This is a genomic window from Halobellus sp. H-GB7, assembly GCF_030848585.1.
In the GTDB taxonomy this organism is placed as follows: domain Archaea; phylum Halobacteriota; class Halobacteria; order Halobacteriales; family Haloferacaceae; genus Haloquadratum; species Haloquadratum inordinatus.
This window is the reverse complement of sequence record NZ_JAVDDW010000001.1, coordinates 199413-218690: the sequence shown is the minus strand read 5'-3', so window position 1 is coordinate 218690 and position 19278 is coordinate 199413. Positions and strand designations below refer to the sequence as shown.

Below are 19278 nucleotides of genomic sequence, written 5' to 3'. Positions count from 1 at the left end.
TGTCAAATAAATTGTGGAGGAGGTGTGAGCCGATTAGCCCGACGTAGTCGTGCTTGTCGACGTTGACGTAGTCGTGCTTGTCGAGTCAGTCGTGACGTCGATCTGACCAGCCATCACGGTGTTGCCACCGTCGTCCTCGATGACCACGTAGACGTCGTACGCTGTGCCTTCACTGAGACCACTCACGGTCGTCGAAGCGGACGAATCGGCGGTGACCTCGAACTGCCCCTTGACTTCGCCACTGGCAGACTGGTCGACGACTGAGGCTTTGTCGGGACTGTCACTGTCGGACGTCTCGACGACGTAGTACGCGGTCACGTCTTCGTCAGCGTCGACGTTGATGTCGAAGCTGTTCGTTCCGACGTTATCGGTGCCGGAACTCTCGAACGCGGGCGAGTTCATATCGACGACCTTGTGGCCGCTTTCGGGCTCAATCGTGATCATCGACTTCTGCTCGTCAGAGACGCCATCCGCGGACTTCGGCGTACCGGCGTAGAGACCGATACCGCGCGGCGTGCTGTACGAGGCGTAGTTGTCGCCATTATCGATGTCCGCAGAAGTGAACTGCGAACTGACCGTGATGGTGTTACCGGATAGGGTCGTGATACCGTCGCCACCGACGCCGATGCCTTCGCCGTCAGAAGCGACAGTGATGTCGTTGTTCTGAACCGTGACGTCAGCAGCTGTCGTCAGCGTTGAGACACCGACGACAGCGTCAGTAACGTTGTTGCCTTTAACGACGTGTTTGACGTCGTTCTGTCCGGTCTGGATCGCCGTCTGAAGGTTCTTGAACTCGTTGTTCTTGATGACGACCTTCTCGCCACCGTCAGCGTTCGCGGTCCGAACACCGACTAAGATGTTCGTGTTCCCGTTACCGTCGAACGTCAGCCCGGAGATCGAGACACCGGCACTCCGGACGTCGAACATCCGACCACTACTCGGGAGATTCGTGTCTGTGATGACCGGGTCGGCATTCGATGCGTTAGTGATCGTCACCGAACGGCTGATACCGACACTGTCGTACTCTCCGTTTTCGAGATAGAGCGTTTTCGTCGTGTCAACATTATCGACAGCCGTTTGGAGCGTCGAGTCGCCAGTGGTGTCCCACGAATCCGCAATCGTGCCGTCGTCGTTCACCGTGTACGCGAGGTCCGTCAGACCGGAGACGGTCTGAGCGTCTTCGTCGTTGGTGTCCTCGGCGACGACGTAGTCGTAGTCGTCACCTTCGCTCGCGTCGACGAGGTAGGCGTTCAGTTTGTCGCCGTTATCAACCCGCGTCATATTGACGTCGAGGTGAGACTCTCCATCTATGGGACCGATGTCCGTGGCGACGACCTGGCCGGTCTGTGCGTTCTTAACGATTACTTGGGCGTCTGCCACGCCGCCGGTATTGTAGGTCGTATCAACTGTGATCTGACCTGCATCGTCATCGTCACTGGCTTTGAGATCGCTTTCAACGATCTCGACCGATCCAGTTCGGTCAGCCGGGTCGACTTCCTGACTGACCTGACCGACGTTACCGTAGGCGTCGACGGCCGAGACGGTGACTGACGTGTTCTCGATTCCATCGTAGCCTGCAGCGTAGTCGGCTTCCACGGTGCCTTGGCTCACGTAGAGCGTACCGGACGTCTGAGACTGAATGGATTTCAGATACTGTCGGATTTCAGTCGTGTAACTGTACTCCGGTGGGAGATGGATGAACTCCTCGGAAGGTGGCCGCTCGAAGTACATCTCTGTGCCAACCGGAACCGGAACGAGGGTTTCGTCGATACCCAGTTCCTCGGAGTGAGCCTGAACAGTACTAATCTGATTCTCGTCGCTCACTTGCGCGATGAAGATCAGCTCTTCCTCCCCGTTCACGGGGAAGCCCACAGGACCGGCTCGGTCGAGAGCGAGAGGCGTGCTCACAGGAGACACAAGGTTTGCGCCAGGCAGCGTGCCAACGGTCGGCTTCTCGCTGGTCGCGCCGCCGTAGTTCACGGGCACGTAGGGGCCGCCCTCGGTGGTGAAGACCCAGTAGCCTTCACCGGCGTCGAGCGAGGCGTCCGTGCTCAGTTGCGAGCCGTCGTAGCCCGCTTCGATCTGGTAGAACTGGTCACCGAGCGGCGCCATTACCTGGCCGACAGACTGCTTGCCTTCCTGGTAGTGGCCGATCAGGTTCCAGCCGGACTGGAGCTGCTGGAGGTTCCGCTCGTCGACGGGCGGTGCGTTCTCGGCGTTGATCTCGACTGTCGTGTCTTCCGCAGCGTCCACGACGTAGCCCTGCCCACCTTCGAGGTAGGTGAGGTTGTTCTCTTCAGCACCGGGCGAGTACTGCTCCCAGGTGCCGTCCGCAGCGTCGTAGGCGCTGATCGTGTCGATCGCGTCACTGTTGAAGCCAGTGGCGCTGAGCTCGACGCGGCCGGTCTCGGCCGGGATCGAGATGACGTTCAGCCCGTCGCTCGACAGCTCGAAGTGAGCCGTCGCGACCGGCGTGGACGTGTCACTCGTATCCTGAGTGTCGCCGTAGTTCGTCTCGGTCACGTCGGAGACGTTCAGCAGCGGCGCGTCGACCGTCTGGACCTCGCCGTCGAGAGTGACAGTCAGCGTGCCGTCGCCGTTGTCGACGACGTTCTTGACGGCGGCAGTCGAATCACGGAAGGAGACCGCCGACTCGTCCTCGAGTGCGACGTGCTCATTGAATTCGACCGTGACCGTGGACTCGCCACCGTTGCTACCGATCAGGTAGGCCGTCTCAGCCATCGGGTCGTGGTCGTCGACCGTCGCGGTCGTACCTGCGTCCCCGTCGAGACGGACATTCACGGTGTCGCCGTCGTCGTCCTCAGCGTCGGTCACCGTGACGTCGTAGGTGCCGTCGTCGAGGCCGTCAACGGTCGCCGTGTAGATGCCGCTGTCTTCGTATTCCGAGAAGTCCTCGCGCGTGAGTGTCCGCTCGGTCTGCGCGAAGTGACCATCGGTGTCTTCGACCGTAACGTTGAGCTCGTCGAGGTGCTCGACGTCATCGAGCGTTTCGACGCCGATGTTGACCTCGTCGCCGCTGACGCTTTCAGCGCCGACGAGCGGGGCGAAGGAGACACGAACCGTCGTGTTTTCGCCGCCAACCTCGGCGGAGATCGGTTCGGTCAGCCCGCGGTGGACTTCAGCGGTGATCGTGTGGTCGGCCGCGACCTCTTCGCCGTCGACGTAGTAGGTCGCATCGACACCCTCATTCGTGCTGAAGACGTCAGCCGGGGAGATGTCCGTAGTGCCGTCCGCAGTGTACCCACCGGCCGAGACAGGCGTGATGAGACCGGGCAGGTACTCCTGCTCGACCGTCAACGGCTGATCGTTGTCAAGCGTGAAGTCGACAAACTTGGTGCGGTCGTTACCGGCGCTGTCTTCGACGGTCACTGCCAGCGTGTGGGTGCCGTCGGGGAGGTTCTGCGTCGGAACGTTCTCAGCGCTGAACGGCAGCTCGGAGATCGGGACCGCCGCGGATGCGTCGGTGCCCACGTAGATCTCGTAGCTGATCTCGTCGATGTCATCTTCGTTAGTGGCGTACGTCGTGAAGTTCACGTAGCCCTGGATCGGCGAGGAGATGTCTCCCGGTTCGCTGAGCGTGATCGACGGACCGTCCGTGTCGATCGAGAACGTCTCGTTACTCGCGTCAGCATCGGCGTTCGACAGGCCGTTGCCAGCGACGTCCGATGCTGCCGTGACGTTCATGACAGCCGAGGCGTTTTCGATGTTCCCGTAGGTGTCGAGGTTGAGCGGGACGGCAACCTGCTTGCCTTCTCCCTCAACAAGGTCTGCCTGACCGGTGACGGCATTAGACTCACCGTCGATACTCGTCGTGAGGTCGACAGAGTTCTCGTCGACCGTGTCGTTGAACGTGACGAGTGCATCGACACCGTGGTCCACGTCACTTTCGTTGATCTCGGAATCGGAGAGTTCGAGATCGGTGACCTGGATCGGCGTCGTGTCGACGTGGAAGCTGAAGACGTCGCTGGCGGTGTTGCCCGCGTCGTCTTCCGCGCTCACGTCGACAGTCACGTCACCAGTCGCGGGGAGCGACTGAACGTCGTTCTCGCCCGGGACGACGGTGAACGTGTGGGTGTCGTTATCGTATTCGGTGTCCGTGTAGTCGAAGGACTCCTCGTAGTCAGCGCCGTCAACCGTGACGGTCAGCGAGGAGTGTGAGTCGTTGATCGCAACGGCGGACGGAGAGTCGATGTCGACCTCGATGGTCTGGTTCTCGTAGTTCGTCGCGAGACCGTAGTCCGTCCGGTCGTCGTCGTAGAGATCAGTGACGTTGTCATCGCCCAGAGCTGGTGTGTCCAGCGAGAACGTCGGGTCGGCAGATTCGATCGTGAACGTGAAGTCCGTGGTGTTGCTGTTGCCGACTTCGTCCTCGGCGGTCACGTCAACGGTGTAGACGCCATCTGTATCAAGTGCGGGGACGTTTCCGGCACCGGGCGTGATCGTGAGTTCGTTGTTACTGAACGCAACACCATCAGCCGAGGCTGAGTCCGGATTGAGCTCAAACGTGACTTCTTCCTCGCCACTGGTGACAGTCGCGGTGATGAAGTCGACGCTCGTGTTAGCGTCGGTGATCGGAACGACGATGTCCTGCTGTGCGCTGATCGTCGTGCCGTCTTCGGGCGTTTCGTTCCCGAAGACCGGCTCGTCAGCGTCAACCTGGAGCTCAGCCGAGCGCTCGCCCGTGTCACCATTACTGATGGTGTAGCTGTCTTGGCCTTCCACTTGGAAGACGTACACATCGTACGTCCCGCTTTCTAAGCCATCGACATTAAGCGGGATTGAGAACTGGCTATCTTGGGTGTGGTCACTGACGTACTCAGTAGCCCAGATTCCAGCATCGCCCCCATCAGGAGCATCAGAACTCGTGTTGTATTCGCCGTCGCCGTTGTCATCGACGAATGCAACAACAGTACCATTCGCATCAACTGATCCATTTACTTGAATCTCTCCCCCTGAAACGAGTGTGTCGCTCAAGGAGGCAGAATTCGTCGCCGCGGCAGCACTCCCTGCGAACGCCATCGTCCCGCCGAAGACGGAGACGACCATCAGCGTCGCCAGGAACACCGCGCGCGCTTTGTTACGTAAGTCGCGTGTCATTAATTGGTGTCGTAAGTATAGTCGCGGTTAGTTGTCGAGTGATACGACTGCTGAATCATCGCGTGCTCCGGCGGGCTCGCGCCCGGCGCGTCAATCGAGGTCGTAATAATCCTCGAGCACCTCCTCAAGTTTTTCAGAGACGTTCTTCCCGTCTGCAACGGCATCGCTGCGGACTTGCCGCCACACGTCGCGGCTAATTTCGATGGACGTGTGCGTGGTGTCCTCGCGGGCGCCGTTATCCGATGTTGTCATCGTTGCCATGTTCCGTTCTACTACGTTCTGGTCCGATCGAGTGGCCTCCACACAGCTATGCACCACTCGCTTCGTGTGTATTGGACAACACTACTTGAAAGTACCGCTAGCATACACTGTCGGTATATAGCCTTTCAGTGCCCGCTAAAAGCCCTAAAACGCAAGAACCAGATTTAGAGTGTGGCGTTGACTACCACAGTCAACAGCGCCCGCACTGCCGTAAACTCCGGGATATCGAGCATCGCACAGAGTCCTGCCTGCTTCTGCCTGTATACCAATACCATATAAACATATTGCTACTAGGTACTAGTAGTATATCTTGATCGCTGATTCGCTGTTAGACGACACGACGCAGCAGCGTTCGAGATCTGAGACGGCGAGAGAATGTGGCTGGGGGTGAGGTCTCACCAAGACCGGGTATGGGGACGGCCCACTACGGAAGCTCGTCCGATTTGAGCGTGAACATCGTCGTGTCTGTTACTGTCGGACAGAACGATGTGAAAAGTATCGGCACCCCGTGGGTGCCAAAATAATTCACGGACTGCTGTCCGACAGTGTCAGTATGTGATCAGAGATGTGATCCGTTGCAAACGCTACTATCGTCGGTCGCAGGTATCCAAAAAAGCCGAACGAATGGCCGTTAAGCCGATCAGGACTCGTCGGGTGCGGTAGACTGACTCAGCGTCGCGGAAGTCTCGCCGTTCTGGGAGGTCCAGACGACGCGGACCGTCTCTCCATCCCAATGGGCTCCGTTGTCGAAAGTAGCGCTTGAGCCCGCGGAGACTGTCCCAGTGACGTCACCGTTATCGACCCAATTGATCGTCCCGTTGTCGAGACCAGTCGTGTTGAGTCGCGCCGCATCAATCGAATCTCCCGTTTCGTGTGTTATCGTCACGTTACCGTTGGCACTCGTATTGTAATCAAAGCCGAAACTGGCCTGCGGTGCCGTCTGCTGAACGCCCTGGCCGAGGTTGAGCACGAACGAGCCGATGACGGCCGCGAGAATGACTGTAATCGCGACCATCAGGATCACCCCGATGACGGGGGACACTGCGTCGTCATCTGCGAGGAGTTGTTTTATCTGCACACTAACGTCCATCGTAGTATTTGCTTAAAATATTATTCCCTGAATATTAGCGGTCGACAATCGACCAGGTAATCCGAGAGGGGCGACAACGAACCCTTCAACGGAGAGGTTTCGGTTAGTTTTTCAGCGACGCAAATAGCGTGAGAAGAATCTATAACACTCGCAGATCAGTACAAGCGGCCCCGGCCGACTAGTCGGGCGGACTGCTCTTAACCATTCTCCAACCCCGGTGAGTGAGACGGTACGTGGCACTTACTGGAGATGGATCGGGACGAAGTTGTCTCAAGTACCCGTCCTCACTCAAGTGATCGAGTCGGTCGGAGATCATCACCATCGGCGGTGCGTCAAACTCCTCGGATCTAACGTAGTGATCTATTATATCACTATATCTGACTCCATCCGCATCAGACGGATATGGCCGTTGTTGTTTTTCCACTTCGGCGACTCGTTCCATAATCTCTTCGTCTATATACTCAAGGTGGATACCGATCATATATGTACATAGGTAATAAAATCATATAATCATTTGGTTGGTGAGATCCTCAGACTAGTCGACTTCTGAGTCGAGTCGAAAATATGGTAGCGTCTAGTAGGCTTCACGCACCCGATTGCACGAGAGGGGGCATCGGCTCCGACAGTATTAGCCCAGTGGCTGCCTGGTCGGTAGCCGGCTCCCGACTGTCCAGTGCGTAACGGAATCACGGCGAGAAACAGCCGTTCGACCGCCCGGATCCTTCGAAGACTGTGCACACCGAACGCTCCGAACAGACAAGTCTCGCAACTGTGACCTCCAAAAATAATTGAGAGCTGACAAAAGAGCAGGGGTTACGAACCCGAATAAAGAGAGCCGCCCCGAGGACCCCTCAGGCGACGAAGTCAGCGTCGGCAAGATACTTGCGTTTGGTTCGTTTTGCTTCTGGACCCTCTGGAACGAGACCGGGCGTGGTTACCGGACTGTCGAAGCGACCGGGGTCCGGACGAACACTGTCGAGTAATTCCGAGAATATGGCACTGCTCCGTCCCGTAATGTGCACGAAGCCGCCGTAGTTGCGCTCCTCGAACGGCGTGGTGTCCGGGTCCGGGAACGACTCCCGGATGCAGGCGACGCGCTCGCGGATGTATTCTGCGGCCTCACGCTGTGCGTACTGGCACTCCGCGTAGTATCGTTCGCGATACTCCTCGTCGATATCCGTGTGTGTAACTGATTCGTAACGGACGGCGTCGTCGGAAACGTCGCCGTCGGCGAAGCCGAGATTGACCGTGAAGCAGTCGGGATAGCGGAGCACGAGGAGAAAGAAGAACTGGTCGTCGTGGGTGTAGCGCTCCTGCAGTCGGTAGTAGCACTCCCGGTAGTAGGTCGCGAGCGCCCCGATCCAGTCGTCGCGCTCGCCGCGGATGTACGCGTCCGCGACGTCGTGATAGTCCGCGCCGGCGACCTGCTGTAGGCGGTGCTGGAAGCTCTGTCGCATCTCGTCGAGTTCGTACTCGTAGGCTTCGGTGAGCGGGACGTCCGGGTCTGCGAGCAGGTCGCTCTTGTGGATGCCCGCATCAGCGATGCGCGTCATATTCTTATGGAGGACGCGTTCGGCGTCGAGGTCCGGCAGTGGGACTCGAACCGCCTGCTGGTACAGAACGTTCGTCGCGCGTTCTTCTCGCCCTCGCCACTCGTCCATCGTATTCCGTGGTAGCGAGATGCTCCTATTACTGTCTGTCTATCCGTAATGATCGATGGGCGTGGTTTGACAACGTCACTCGGGCGACTCGGACGAGTCCGGATCCCACGACCGATCGACCGCCGACTCCGGATCGAGGTCCGCGACGAAACGCATCGTTGCGAAGTTCGCGCCGAGACCGAGGATGCTGCCGCCGAGGATGCCGACCGGGATCCCGAGCAGCGGCACGTTCACCACGAACGCAGTCGCAAAGGGTGAGACCACGAGGACGAAGAGCGAGAAGCCGACCGCATAGGAAACGTACGGGCCGCCGTCGACGGCGAGCGCGTACGACGCTCGGGCGGCATCGACGACGCCGACGTCGCGTAGAACGAGGAGATACGGCGTCGCATAAAAGAGGTACGCGGCGATCAGAAAGACGAGCAACGTCGGGATGACGATCAGCAGCACCGCACCACTGAGGTTCCCAGCCAACGCGCCGACGCCGAAGACGCCGACTGCGAGCGGGAGCACCGCGAGGAACGGCACGGCAGTCAGCACGAGAAAGGGGACAAAGTACGCACGAACGTTTCGGCTGAAGTCGTAGGCGTCGCGATCGAGTGCGTTTCGGATGCTCCCGAAGTACCCCGCCGTCGCTGCGGCCTGCACGACGAGCAATACCGGGACCGTCACGACCGCCAGCGGGAGCATCTCGATCGGAAGCCCGGTGTTTGCGGTGACGCCCGAGTTCGGGACGCTCACGAACTGCCAGATGGTGACGACCGACAGCGGGAGCCCGAATTTGAAGCCGATGTGTCCGCCGTCGAACGTGGCGATAGCGACGATCTTGTCCGTATCCAGAAGGGCGAGCAGTACCGGGACGAGCGCCAGCAACGGATACTCCCGGGCCCGTTCCATCCCTGCGGAGAGTCGAGTCGTGAAACTAGGCATCGGTGACACCCCTGTCACTGCGACGGATTCGTAAGTGTCTCTCCTGCCAGCGAACGAGAGTGGAGGGACGCCTTCTGATCGGGTGTACGTCGGGTGTGGGGACCATCTCTGATACGTCTGTATCGACGGCAATCGCAGATAAAACTCGGTTTAGCTCAAACGGGTGTTGGGGTGACCAAAGGCGCGGCTGCTCCCCTCGGCGCCCAGTCCTGTAGTGTCGGCAGGTCGTCGCCGCGTCGACTTCGTCGGTTTCGTAGACTGTGTTTATACTCGTCTGTCGGCTCGATAACTGACGCCGGGTTCGCCTCGGAAAGTGACAAAATGTCTTGGTCTGGGGCCGATATTTTACGAAAACGGTGATTTTCGGTGACTTTAATACGTGATGCGGCCGCAATCGTTCGGTATGGATCCGTACGAGACGAGTAGCGCGGCGGACGTTGTCGGAGTTCTCGTAAGTCCTCGCAGATCTCTCGGCGTGTCCTCCGGCGAGAGTCTATCAACGGTTACGGGAACCCCGATAGAACGTGCCCGCCGTCCGCTCACAACGGTCGGAACGACGGGTCCCACGAGCGGTTACGGCTGTGTGAGCGGGCGCAGATTCCGGGAGTTGCACCGTCCGAACTCCGCCGTACTGCAGCCGTGACGCACGCAGCGCTCTCGACGGAGCGCACAACCATCGATTGCGACTCACTTGGACAAAACGGAGAGACAGAGGGGATGGCAAATTTGCACACGCAGGAGTCGGTAAACGACGAGCACTCCGGGAGCAGAGGATGGTAGAGCACACTCGGTCACTCGGCTTCACCGTCGCGTACGCGATGGGCCTCGGGACGATGATCGCGGCGGGGATCTTCTCGCTGTCCGGCGTCGCCGTCGCCCGAATCGGCAGTAGCGCGGTCATCGCGTTCATTATCGCCGCAGTCGTCGCCGGGATCACCGCGGCCTCGTACTCCGAGTTCGCCTCGATCTACTCCGAGAACGGCGGCGGCTACCTGTTCAGTTCACAGACGTTCGACAGCGACTTCCTCACGTACTTCGTCGGCGTCTCGCTGTTTCTCGGCTACACGGGGACGACCGCGTTCTACCTCGCGACGATGGGCGAGTGGTGGCAGCGGTTCGTCTTCCCCGAAGCCTGGCCGATTCCGCACGGGACGATGCCGCTCGTCACGACGATTCTCCTTGGCGCCCTCAACGCCCGCGGGACTGAAGAGAGCGGGACGTTCCAGGTCATCATCACCTCCGCGAAAGTCGCCGTGCTCTTCGCATTCATCGGCGGCGCGTTCGCTTTCGCCGGGCCAGTCGAAGCTACCGGGCGGTTCGCCGGGAACTTCCAGGCCGAACCCGTCGGCATCGTCTCCGTGGCGGCCCTGGCGTTCATTACGTTCTTCGGATTCTCAGCCATCGCTGCGAGTGCGGGCGAGATCATCGAGCCACGGAAGACGGTCCCCAAGGCTATCGCGACGTCGATTCTGACCGTCGTCGTGCTCTACACCTTCGTCATCGTCGCGATGGTGAACTCGCCGATCCCCGCGGAAGTGGTCGCCGAACTCGGTGAGACCGCGATGGGCCGGGTCGCGGCCGCGTTCCTCGGTCCGATCGGTCGGGTACTCATCGTCGCGGGCGCGATCTTCTCGATGGTGTCGGCGTCGAACGCCTCGATACTGGCCGCCTCGGGGATCGGGTCGCTGATGGGCGAGCGTGGACAGGCCCCGCGGCCGTTCCAGCGCATCCATCCCGAGTACGGGACGCCGTTCTGGAGCGTCGCGACGGCGACGGGAACGATCGTCGCGTTGATTCTGGCCTTCAGCGGCATCCTGCCGTCGGTCGAGGTCGTCGGCCGCGAACTCCACTTCCATCTCTCGGCGCTCACCGGCTTTGCGACGTTCAATCTGCTCGTTCCACTCTCGGTCGTGAACGTCGCGCTCGTCTACTCGCGGCGCCGCTATCCGGACCTCGACCGTCCCTTCAGCGTCCCGCTCGTGCCGTTCGTTCCCGTCCTCGGCGTCCTGGCCAACGTCGCACTCATCGGAAATCTGCCCTTCTCGGGGATCCTCAGCGGCATCGTCATCGTGATCGCGCTCGTAGCGTCGTACTACTTCTGGGGCGGCGCGCCCGAACGCGAGGAACTCTTCGCGCGCGTGACTGAAGCCCGCCCGCACGCTGCATCCGTCGAACCGGGCGGGCACGCCGCCCGTGCGGGCGAACGCCCGCCGACCGTAGCGGGTGAGTCGGCCGCAGCGGCCGGCGGAGAGGAGGCCGAAGCGGAGACCGAAGAACGGTTCCGTATCCTAGTCCCGGTCGCTCGGCCGAGTCGCGCACCCGCCTACGTGCGCTTTGCGAGCCAAATAGCCGAAGCGCGGACGGGCAACGGCGATCCGCTCGTCCAGGTCGTGACGATCACCCAGCTACCCGAACAGACCCCCTTCGAGGCGCTCGAAGACACCGCCGGCGACCGCGCCGACGCGCTCGAAGCCCAGCTCGAAGGCGTCGAGACCGGGGTCGACTACACCGTCGAGGGACACATCTGCCGGGAGGTCGCCTTCGACATTCTCCAGACTGCTCGGGACGACGGCGCGGACCTGATCCTGATGGGGTACCCCGAGGACCACCCGGACATCGCGTCGTCGGTGCAGTTCAAATCGCCGTGTGACATTCTCTACGTCCACAAACTCCCCGAGCACCCGAGCCTGGACGTGGTCAACGTCGGTGCCGGCGGCGGACCGCACCACCACGCCCTCCTCCCCCTGATCGACGACCTCGGAACGCAGGGCGCGGCGGTCCACGTCATTCGCGTCGCACCGACGGGCGAACACGGGACACACGAAGCGATCGAGGACACACTCGATCACCTCTCGGAGGGGATCGACGTCGAGGTTCACGAGATCGAAGCGGATCTCATCGCCGACGGCCTCGTCGAGTCGGCGGCGGCGAGCGGCGGCGTCCTGTTCATCGGCGCGACTCGCACGCGCGAGCTCCGTCGGTGGGTCGTCGGGAGCACCCCGGACCGCGTCATCGAGCGCGCCCCCGAAACCGACCTCCCGGTAGTCGTCTACGCCAGTTCGACCGGCGTCGTCGGCCGCCTCTCCGAATACGTCTTCCCCGTCTATCGCTACCTGCAGAAGCTGTTCCGGTAGTATCACGCGGATTCTTGGCTTGCTTGTCTGGGACGCTGTCGCTGATCGAACATTTTTCGCGGTGTTGAATTAACGGAAATCGTCCGAGAAAGGAAGGTTACTTATAATATATGCTAGTCGTCCTACTCGGGCGTCTAATCGACAGACGGATGCACGGTCACGGACTCTCGCGTCGCCGCCGGACTCGGTTCCGAGTCGTGACTGACGACGGAGTTCGAGGCATCCGGCAGAACGAGGCGGGCATCGACTTCCGTTTCTGGTGGTTCAGTTTGTGCGTCGTGTTATCTGCATTTGCGTCAGCGTCTGCGTCAGTCGCTCGCGCGTCGTCGACGACCCACTACTTCACGTATGACAGGCTACACGAGCCGCTTTCGAGCCGTTTCTCTCGTAACGATTCTTGTACTCAGTCTTCTCAGCGGGATGGGGGCGTTCTCCGGCGTCGTTGCCGCGGATCAAGGGAACATCTCGTTTGATTCGTCCACGTACACCGACGGCGACGTCGTCACCGTCACCGTCGAAGATAGCGATTTGTCGACGACCACGGACTACGTCGTCAATATCGAGTCGGATACTGAGTCGCAACAGAACCTAATGGATCGAGACATTGTTGATGGAACAGATTCGATTACCACGGAATTCCCGGTAGCCGATTATTATACCGATAACAAGATTACGAAGACCGATTTTGTGTACAGCAATCAGGGGGATGGATCCGGTGGAATTGCAACAGTCTCACGGAATCGTAACGGTACTGTAGATCTAGAATTACTTTCTCCGTCAGATAAGAATGACAGAATCACCTACACTCGCGGCGAAACGGTTCTTCTGACATCGGAGGTAGGAGACCAATTCACAGGTACAATTGGTATAGGATCTTCAGATAAAATTGGGGAATTACACGTAACAGAAGGCGACGAGATCACATCTACATATTTTGACGAAAGTGCAAATACAGAGCGAACAGCAAATGCAACAATTGACGCAGAAACTGTCGACAACGATCCAGAGCCCCTCACTCTCGGATCGGTCACCGAATTCTCCATCGACAGCCTCTCGGGAGCGTCGCTAACGCACACAGAGAGCGTCATCGAAGTCCCGTTCAGCGAAGACGTCTCGAAGGCGGGCGGTGAAGCGGGGGCGTTGACGCTCGCGGACAACGTCACCGTCCTCGTCGACGGAGCGGACGTAACCGATCGCTACGCCCTCGACGCCGACGGATCTACGGACGGACAACTGCTCCTCAGTTCCGCGACGGCGCTCGATCCGCGCTCGGAAGTGGGCGTCAGAATCGACGCGGTGAACGACTCGATTGACAGCGAGACCATCACACCCGGGACGCTCGACGTGACGGTGGCGTCCGCGACCGTTCCAGAGGGCAGCGGCGAGGCAAACGTCTACGCCGGATCGGCGATGGCGTTCGTCGCGACCGATGGCTCGGCCGACCTCGATCAGGCGTTCGAGGTCGTCGACGACGACGGGGCGTTCGTCTTCGCGGGTCGCACCGGGCCGGGAAGCCAGGTGTTCGTGATCGACACCGACGCGCGGAACTGGACCGAGGCGTACACCGTCGAAACGACGCTCGACGACGGCAGCACCGATCGAACGACGGGAGTCACGATCCGGGATCTGGGGCTCGGAGTCGCGATCGACGATCGGAACCTCACGACCGCCGCGGCAGTCGAAGGGACCATCTTCGCGAGCGCGGGCGGGCGCACCGTTCGGGTCGACCTCCGCGAGACGGACGGTGCGGTCGTCGAACGTACGAACATCACCCTCGGTGGGAACGGCGAGACGGCGTTCGACTTCCCGGCGTCGGTGTTCGATACGACTGGACCAGGTAATTACACCGTCAACGTGACCGACGTCGGTACCGACGCGACAGTCCGCTCCGACCGCATAGCTGTCGTCGACGACAGCCTGAGCACCGCGAGGTTCCGGTCGGCCGTCGTCGGCGAGCACGCCGGCGACGTCGCCGAAGTGGGCGTGAATCTGACCTACGCCGAGACCGCGACGGTGACGCTCGGAAGCGTCGACTCGGGCTTTCGGGCGAACGTGACCGTATCCGATGGCGACGACGACGGCACCGTCCGGCTGCGGTTCAATACAGCCGCGGTCGCCGGTGCGACGAGTCTGCCGGACGACGGCGGCGACGTGTTCGGCGTCGGCGCGTCCAGTGGAAACACCAGCGGGACGGCAGACGAGGTGATCGCGGCCGATATCGACGAGGGGACCCCCCTGAGCGAGCCGCTAGCCCCCGGAGAGTACGAGGTAACTGTTCGGACGGGCGCAGACGCGGAACACGCCGCGACGCTCGTACTCGACGCCCCCGCTCCAGAGCGACTCACCACCTGGGTCGCGCCCGCGGATGCAGCGCTTTCGACGCACGAAGACCTCTCGACGGCCGTCGAGACAGGGCGGCTCACGCAGCGGGCGGACGTCGCCGTGGGCGACCTCGTCGTGCACCGAATCGAGGCACCGGGGCTCGCCGGCCAGTTTGCACAACACGACGGAACGGCGACCGAGACGTTCTTCGCGCTCGATGGCACGGACGAGGCGGCGCTGTACGCGCTGAACGTCACACAACAGAACCCACCGCCAAATCGCGAGGCCTACCAACTCGAACTGAACGCGAGCAACGCACGCGTCGTCGCCGACCCGAGCAACGATACCTACACAATGCTGTACGAAATCGATGCACCGGCGGCGACAGCGAGCGACAGTGAGGCTGTAGGCACTGTCTCGGACGGAGCAGACACCAGTGTACCCGCAGCAGGGGACGCACTCACGGCGTCGTTCGCGGTTCACGAGAACGGAACGTTCACAGAAGTCGACGACGACAGTCGGACAGTCGCTAGCAACTACTCGTTCGTCGAGGCGACCATCGCGACGGACGACGATCCCCTCGTCGTCGCAGCCGCGGCGAACCAATCGATCAGCGGGACCACGACCGTCGCGCCGGGAACCGAGATCGAACTCCGACTCCGGTCGACGAACGGGACGCAGCCGTCGTTCCACAAGACGACCCAGGCGGTCGTCGGACCGAGCGGCGCGTGGTCCGCTGCGTTCGACTTCGACGCACAGGGCGTCGGCGATACCTTCGAGGCGACCTCCGCGGCCGGCGTCATCAGCGATTCAAACGAACTCGGCGTCAGCGGCGAGGTTCGCGCGTTCGTACCGACGACGGCGGTGGCGACCACAGCCGCGACGACCGTCGGTCAGGCGGGCGGCGCAGGCGGAAGCGGTGGCGTCGGAAGCGACGGATCCGGGGGGTCGTCCCGGAGCAATGCGGCAGCACCAACCACCGAGTCGACAGCGACTCCCGAACAGCGGTCCGACGGGGACGGGCGCTCGATCACCGATTCGACGGGAGAGTTCTTCGGGACCGTGATCGACACCCTCGTCGACGGCTCGGGCGAGAGACCACTCCGGGAACGGTTGCTGGATTTCGACGTGCTGGTCGCGCTGGCTGCCCTGACGACCGTCCTGGTGTTCGTGACGCGGCTCGAATGACCGAACGGTCCGTATCGCCGCCGTCGCAGACGGTCGGCGGGCATATCAGCAGCGGGACGGGGTCAAGCCGTCGTAACGCCTAAGAACCGAAGAACCATTTTATCGGGTAATGAACCCGAACGCGAATACAGACACCGTGGGACCGCCCACTGATTCGAAGGAGAGGTGGTTCCGTGGGCGTTGAAATCAAGGAGTCGACGGTCGCAGACGAGGAGTTCGAGGAGATGGAGCGGTTCGTCCGCGACTATCTCGCTGCGAGCGTCGAAGGCGAAGACGACGGCGGCCGAATGCGGTGGTACCCCTGGCACAGCGCCGAGTATCGCTTCAACCACATTCTGAACGTCGTCGATCTGGCGACCCAGATCGCCGAGCGCGAGGGCGCAGACACGGACGTCGTCCGAGTCGCCGCGCTCTTTCACGACATCTCGAAGCTCGAAGCCGACCAGGAAGTCCACGCCGAGGAGGGGGCACGCGTCGCTCGCGAGTACCTGAACACCCACGGCGACTTCCCGCAGTCGTTCGTCGAGCAGGTGTGTCAGGTCGTCGCCGACCACTCCTACCAGGGACCGCTCGCGGACGTCTCACTCGAAACGCAGAGCCTCATCGAGGCCGACATCCTCGACAAAGTCGGCGCGAACGGCACGGCGCTGATGCTGCTCCGGATGGGATACGAGGCTCGGACGCACATGGACGCCGCCGAGATGGTCGAGCGAGTCCTCGAACGCGGCCGCGACGCGACGGACCGGGTCAACTCCGACGCCGCCGAGAGCATCGCGCACAAGCGGCTCAAGCGCGTCAAGTGGTTCCGCGAGTGGCTCGAATCCGAGGTCCCGGAGATGGACCACAGCCTCGAGAAGCGCTGAGCGGTTAGCGGTCGGAGTAGCCCTCCGCCCAGTGCGGACGGTGTAGCTATCGGCGGACTGCGACCCCGAGAGCAGTACGCTTAGTAGTCACGGCCCTCACGTCGAAAGCGTGCCCTCCGAATACCCTCCACGGCCGTCGAGACGGGTGAAGATCGCGCTCGCGGTCGTCGCTGTCGTGACGTTTGCGTACAGTATCGTCGTCGCCGGACAGATCCTTCTGTGGTTCGTCCTCGCGGGGATCGCCGCCGGAATCTACGTCGCCTGGCTCCTCGTCGTCGCCGTCCTTCGGCTGGTCGACGCGACCGAGCGAATCGCGAGTGCGCTGGAAGCCGAACACGGCGACAGCACTGGCGACAACAGCGGCGACAACAACGACGGCAGCAACGACGGCAGCAACGACGACGACCACCAAATCCGCGGCGTAGAAGTCGACGATCGCTGAGAGACGCTTGAAGACGACCGAACCGGTGGTCGTTTGTACGCCGCTCGCCTACAGCCGTCGATGACGGACTCAGGCAGTTGGGTCAGCCTCTTCTCCGGCGGCAAAGACTCCTCGTGGGCGCTCTACCGCGCGTTGGAGGAGGGACTGAACGTCTCACATCTCCTGACGGTCCACCCCGGCGAGGACTCGTATATGTATCACGTCCCCGAGACGCGGCTGGCCGGGCTCGCCGCCGAGAGCATCGGTATCCCGCTGGTCGACGTCGAACCGGACGACCTCGACGCTGGCGACGTCGACGACGTGGGTGCTCAAGGCGACCGCGAGATCGAGCCACTCGAAGCCGCGCTCGTCGAGTTGCAGTCGGACCTCGACGGTGGCCTGGCCGGCGTCACCGCCGGCGCCGTCGAGAGCGAGTTCCAGACCTCCCGCATCCAAGAGATGTGCGACCGTCTGGAGATCGGTCTCTTCGCGCCCCTCTGGCAGCGTGATCCGCTGGAACTCGGGAGAGAAATGCTCGACGCCGGGTTCGAGATCCGGATAATTCAGGTCGCCGCCCACGGCCTCGACGAGTCGTGGCTGGGGCGGACGCTCGACGCCGACGCGCTCACAGAACTAGTCGAACTCAACGACGAGTACGGCGTCCACGTCCTCGGCGAAGGCGGGGAGTTCGAGACGTTCGTGACCGACGGGCCGCATATGGACCGCCCGATCGAACTGGAGTACGAGACCGTCTGGGAGGGGACTCGCGGACACATTCGCGTGACGGACGCGCGGCTCGGCGAGGCGAAGGAGTAGCGGGAGAATCGCGGCGCGCTATTCGAGGTGCGAGTGCGCCCCGATCAGGGCGTTCGAGAGATCGAGATTCTCGATGTAGGTGTGCTCGTCGACGATAGTGTCGCGGATGTCCGCGTTGTGAATCGTCGCGTCACTGAAGACGACAGTTCGTTCCAGATGTGAGTCCGACACCGACGCATCGGCCATCACGTGCACGTCCTCGTCGAGCACGGAGTTTTCGACCGTCGCCGACTCGTGGACGAACGTGTCGCCGCCGAGGTACCACGAGACGGCGTCGAGGTAGCTCTCGGGCGTGCCGATGTCGAACCACGCGCCGTCGAACGTGAACGCGTGGACGGTCCCGCGCCGCTGGAGCCACTCGATGAACCAGCCGGGCTCGTCGGGGTTGTTGCCGTTCGAGAGGTACGTGTCGAAGTCGGGGAGCGTGTCCGCGGGGAACGCATAGCAGGCGATCGAGACGAGCGTGCTCTGGGGGTCGTCTGGTTTCTCCTGGAAGTCGACGACGCGGTCGCCGTCCAACTGGACGAGTCCGTAGGACCGCGCGCGCTCTTTCGAGCCGACGTCGTAGGCGGCGAGACACGGAGTCGCCTTCGACTCGAAGAAGTCGACGAACTCGCCCACGTCGAACGAGAGCAGATTGTCGCCGGCGATGACCACGAGGTCGTCGTCGACGCCCTCGCGGTCGATGAGTTGCGCGAGCGCGCCGACGACGCCGAACTTCTCGTCTTCCTCGACCGTCTCTTCGATCGAGAGGGTGGGTTTCTCGTAGGGCGCGTCTGCGAGGAAGGACTCGAAGGAGTCGGCGAATCGCTCGTTGGTGCTCACGAACACCTCGTCGATCCGCTCGTCGGCTTCGAGGTCCTCGAAGATGACGTCGATGACGGTCCCGTCACCGACCGGGAGAAACATCTTGGGGCGGTCTTTGGTGATCGGCCACATACGCGTCGCGTACCCGCCGGCGAGGACGACTGCCTTCATATATTGACTCTCCGCCCGGAGTCTCAAGTTTGTTTCCCCGGGTATCCCGTCGAGCCCCGTCTTGTCCCCGGATTTCACCTGATAAATGTACATATACGCCCAGTGCAGCGTCCGATATCACGGGATCGCACAGAGCAGGCGACAGTATATACGGGAGCGAGAACCTAGAGGGGGTATGTCCGAGTCGGACGACGAGGCCACGACCCGACAGCGGATCGCAGACGCGCTGCGAGCGGAACCCCACGGCGCGGCAGATCTCTCGACGGCGGTCGGCGTCCCTCGCTCGACGGTGTATCACCATCTCGATCACGTCGCGCGCTCGATCGAGGGATCCGACGCCGACGAGCAGTTCCTCGTCGCGCCGCCCGAGTGCCGTGCGTGTGGCTTCGACAGCTTCGACGACCCGCTGAACGATCCCTCGCGGTGCCCGGAGTGCCGCTCCGAGCGCATCGCCGAACCGCAGTTCGTGATCGACTAGGCGCGGTCGTCGGGCGCA

General features: G+C 61.6%; 13 protein-coding genes. 6 read left to right on the top strand and 7 right to left on the bottom strand.

The genetic code is table 11. The features are described 5' to 3' along the window. Positions 1-33: 33 nt before the first annotated feature. The 6 genes from RBH22_RS01040 to RBH22_RS01015 all read right to left on the bottom strand — a co-directional run bounded on the left by RBH22_RS01040 (position 34) and on the right by RBH22_RS01015 (position 9060). A complete protein-coding gene (locus RBH22_RS01040) occupies positions 34-5118 on the bottom strand; it encodes a surface glycoprotein (protein ID WP_306676240.1) in 5085 nt (1694 codons plus the stop codon). A 90-nt stretch (positions 5119-5208) separates the two neighbouring features. Beyond that, positions 5209-5370: a hypothetical protein gene (locus RBH22_RS01035; protein WP_199722976.1), complete on the bottom strand. Its 162-nt coding sequence runs from the start codon at positions 5368-5370 to the stop codon at positions 5209-5211. Positions 5371-6019: 649 nt separating this feature from the next. Then, positions 6020-6457, bottom strand: a complete 438-nt coding sequence (locus tag RBH22_RS01030; RefSeq protein WP_306676239.1) for a type IV pilin N-terminal domain-containing protein — start codon at positions 6455-6457, stop codon at positions 6020-6022. Between the two features lie 190 nt (positions 6458-6647). Next, a complete protein-coding gene (locus tag RBH22_RS01025) occupies positions 6648-6950 on the bottom strand; it encodes a hypothetical protein (RefSeq protein WP_306676238.1) in 303 nt (100 codons plus the stop codon). A gap of 370 nt (positions 6951-7320) precedes the next feature. Then, positions 7321-8130, bottom strand: coding sequence for a hypothetical protein (locus tag RBH22_RS01020; RefSeq protein WP_306676236.1), 810 nt, complete (start codon positions 8128-8130; stop codon positions 7321-7323). A gap of 75 nt (positions 8131-8205) precedes the next feature. Continuing rightward, on the bottom strand, positions 8206-9060 hold the full coding sequence (locus RBH22_RS01015) for a hypothetical protein (RefSeq protein WP_306676235.1): 855 nt from the start codon (positions 9058-9060) through the stop codon (positions 8206-8208). A gap of 773 nt (positions 9061-9833) precedes the next feature. Between RBH22_RS01015 and RBH22_RS01010 the strand changes: the two genes are divergently transcribed. From RBH22_RS01010 to RBH22_RS00990, 5 genes are all read left to right on the top strand, one after another. Continuing rightward, positions 9834-12194 (top strand): amino acid permease, encoded by a 2361-nt coding sequence (locus RBH22_RS01010; RefSeq protein ID WP_306676234.1) that lies wholly within the window; start codon positions 9834-9836, stop codon positions 12192-12194. A 1140-nt stretch (positions 12195-13334) separates the two neighbouring features. Beyond that, entirely contained in the window at positions 13335-15704 is a 2370-nt protein-coding gene (locus RBH22_RS01005) for a BGTF surface domain-containing protein (RefSeq protein WP_306676233.1), read from the top strand. Between the two features lie 173 nt (positions 15705-15877). Next, complete coding sequence (locus tag RBH22_RS01000) at positions 15878-16567, top strand: HD domain-containing protein (RefSeq protein WP_256546520.1); 690 nt, start codon at positions 15878-15880, stop codon at positions 16565-16567. A gap of 109 nt (positions 16568-16676) precedes the next feature. Beyond that, the gene (locus tag RBH22_RS00995) at positions 16677-17009 is read left to right on the top strand and encodes a hypothetical protein (RefSeq protein ID WP_306676232.1); all 333 of its coding nucleotides are present in this window, start codon (positions 16677-16679) and stop codon (positions 17007-17009) included. Positions 17010-17069: 60 nt separating this feature from the next. After that, positions 17070-17804 (top strand): diphthine--ammonia ligase, encoded by a 735-nt coding sequence (locus RBH22_RS00990; RefSeq protein WP_306676231.1) that lies wholly within the window; start codon positions 17070-17072, stop codon positions 17802-17804. A gap of 18 nt (positions 17805-17822) precedes the next feature. Here the strand turns inward: RBH22_RS00990 and RBH22_RS00985 are convergent, their stop codons facing one another. Beyond that, positions 17823-18782, bottom strand: coding sequence for an NDP-sugar synthase (locus tag RBH22_RS00985; RefSeq protein WP_256546517.1), 960 nt, complete (start codon positions 18780-18782; stop codon positions 17823-17825). A 175-nt stretch (positions 18783-18957) separates the two neighbouring features. On the opposite strand from RBH22_RS00985, the gene RBH22_RS00980 reads away from it, so the two are divergent. Next, complete coding sequence (locus RBH22_RS00980; protein WP_256546516.1) at positions 18958-19260, top strand: ArsR family transcriptional regulator; 303 nt, start codon at positions 18958-18960, stop codon at positions 19258-19260. The last annotated feature ends 18 nt before the right edge of the window (positions 19261-19278 follow it).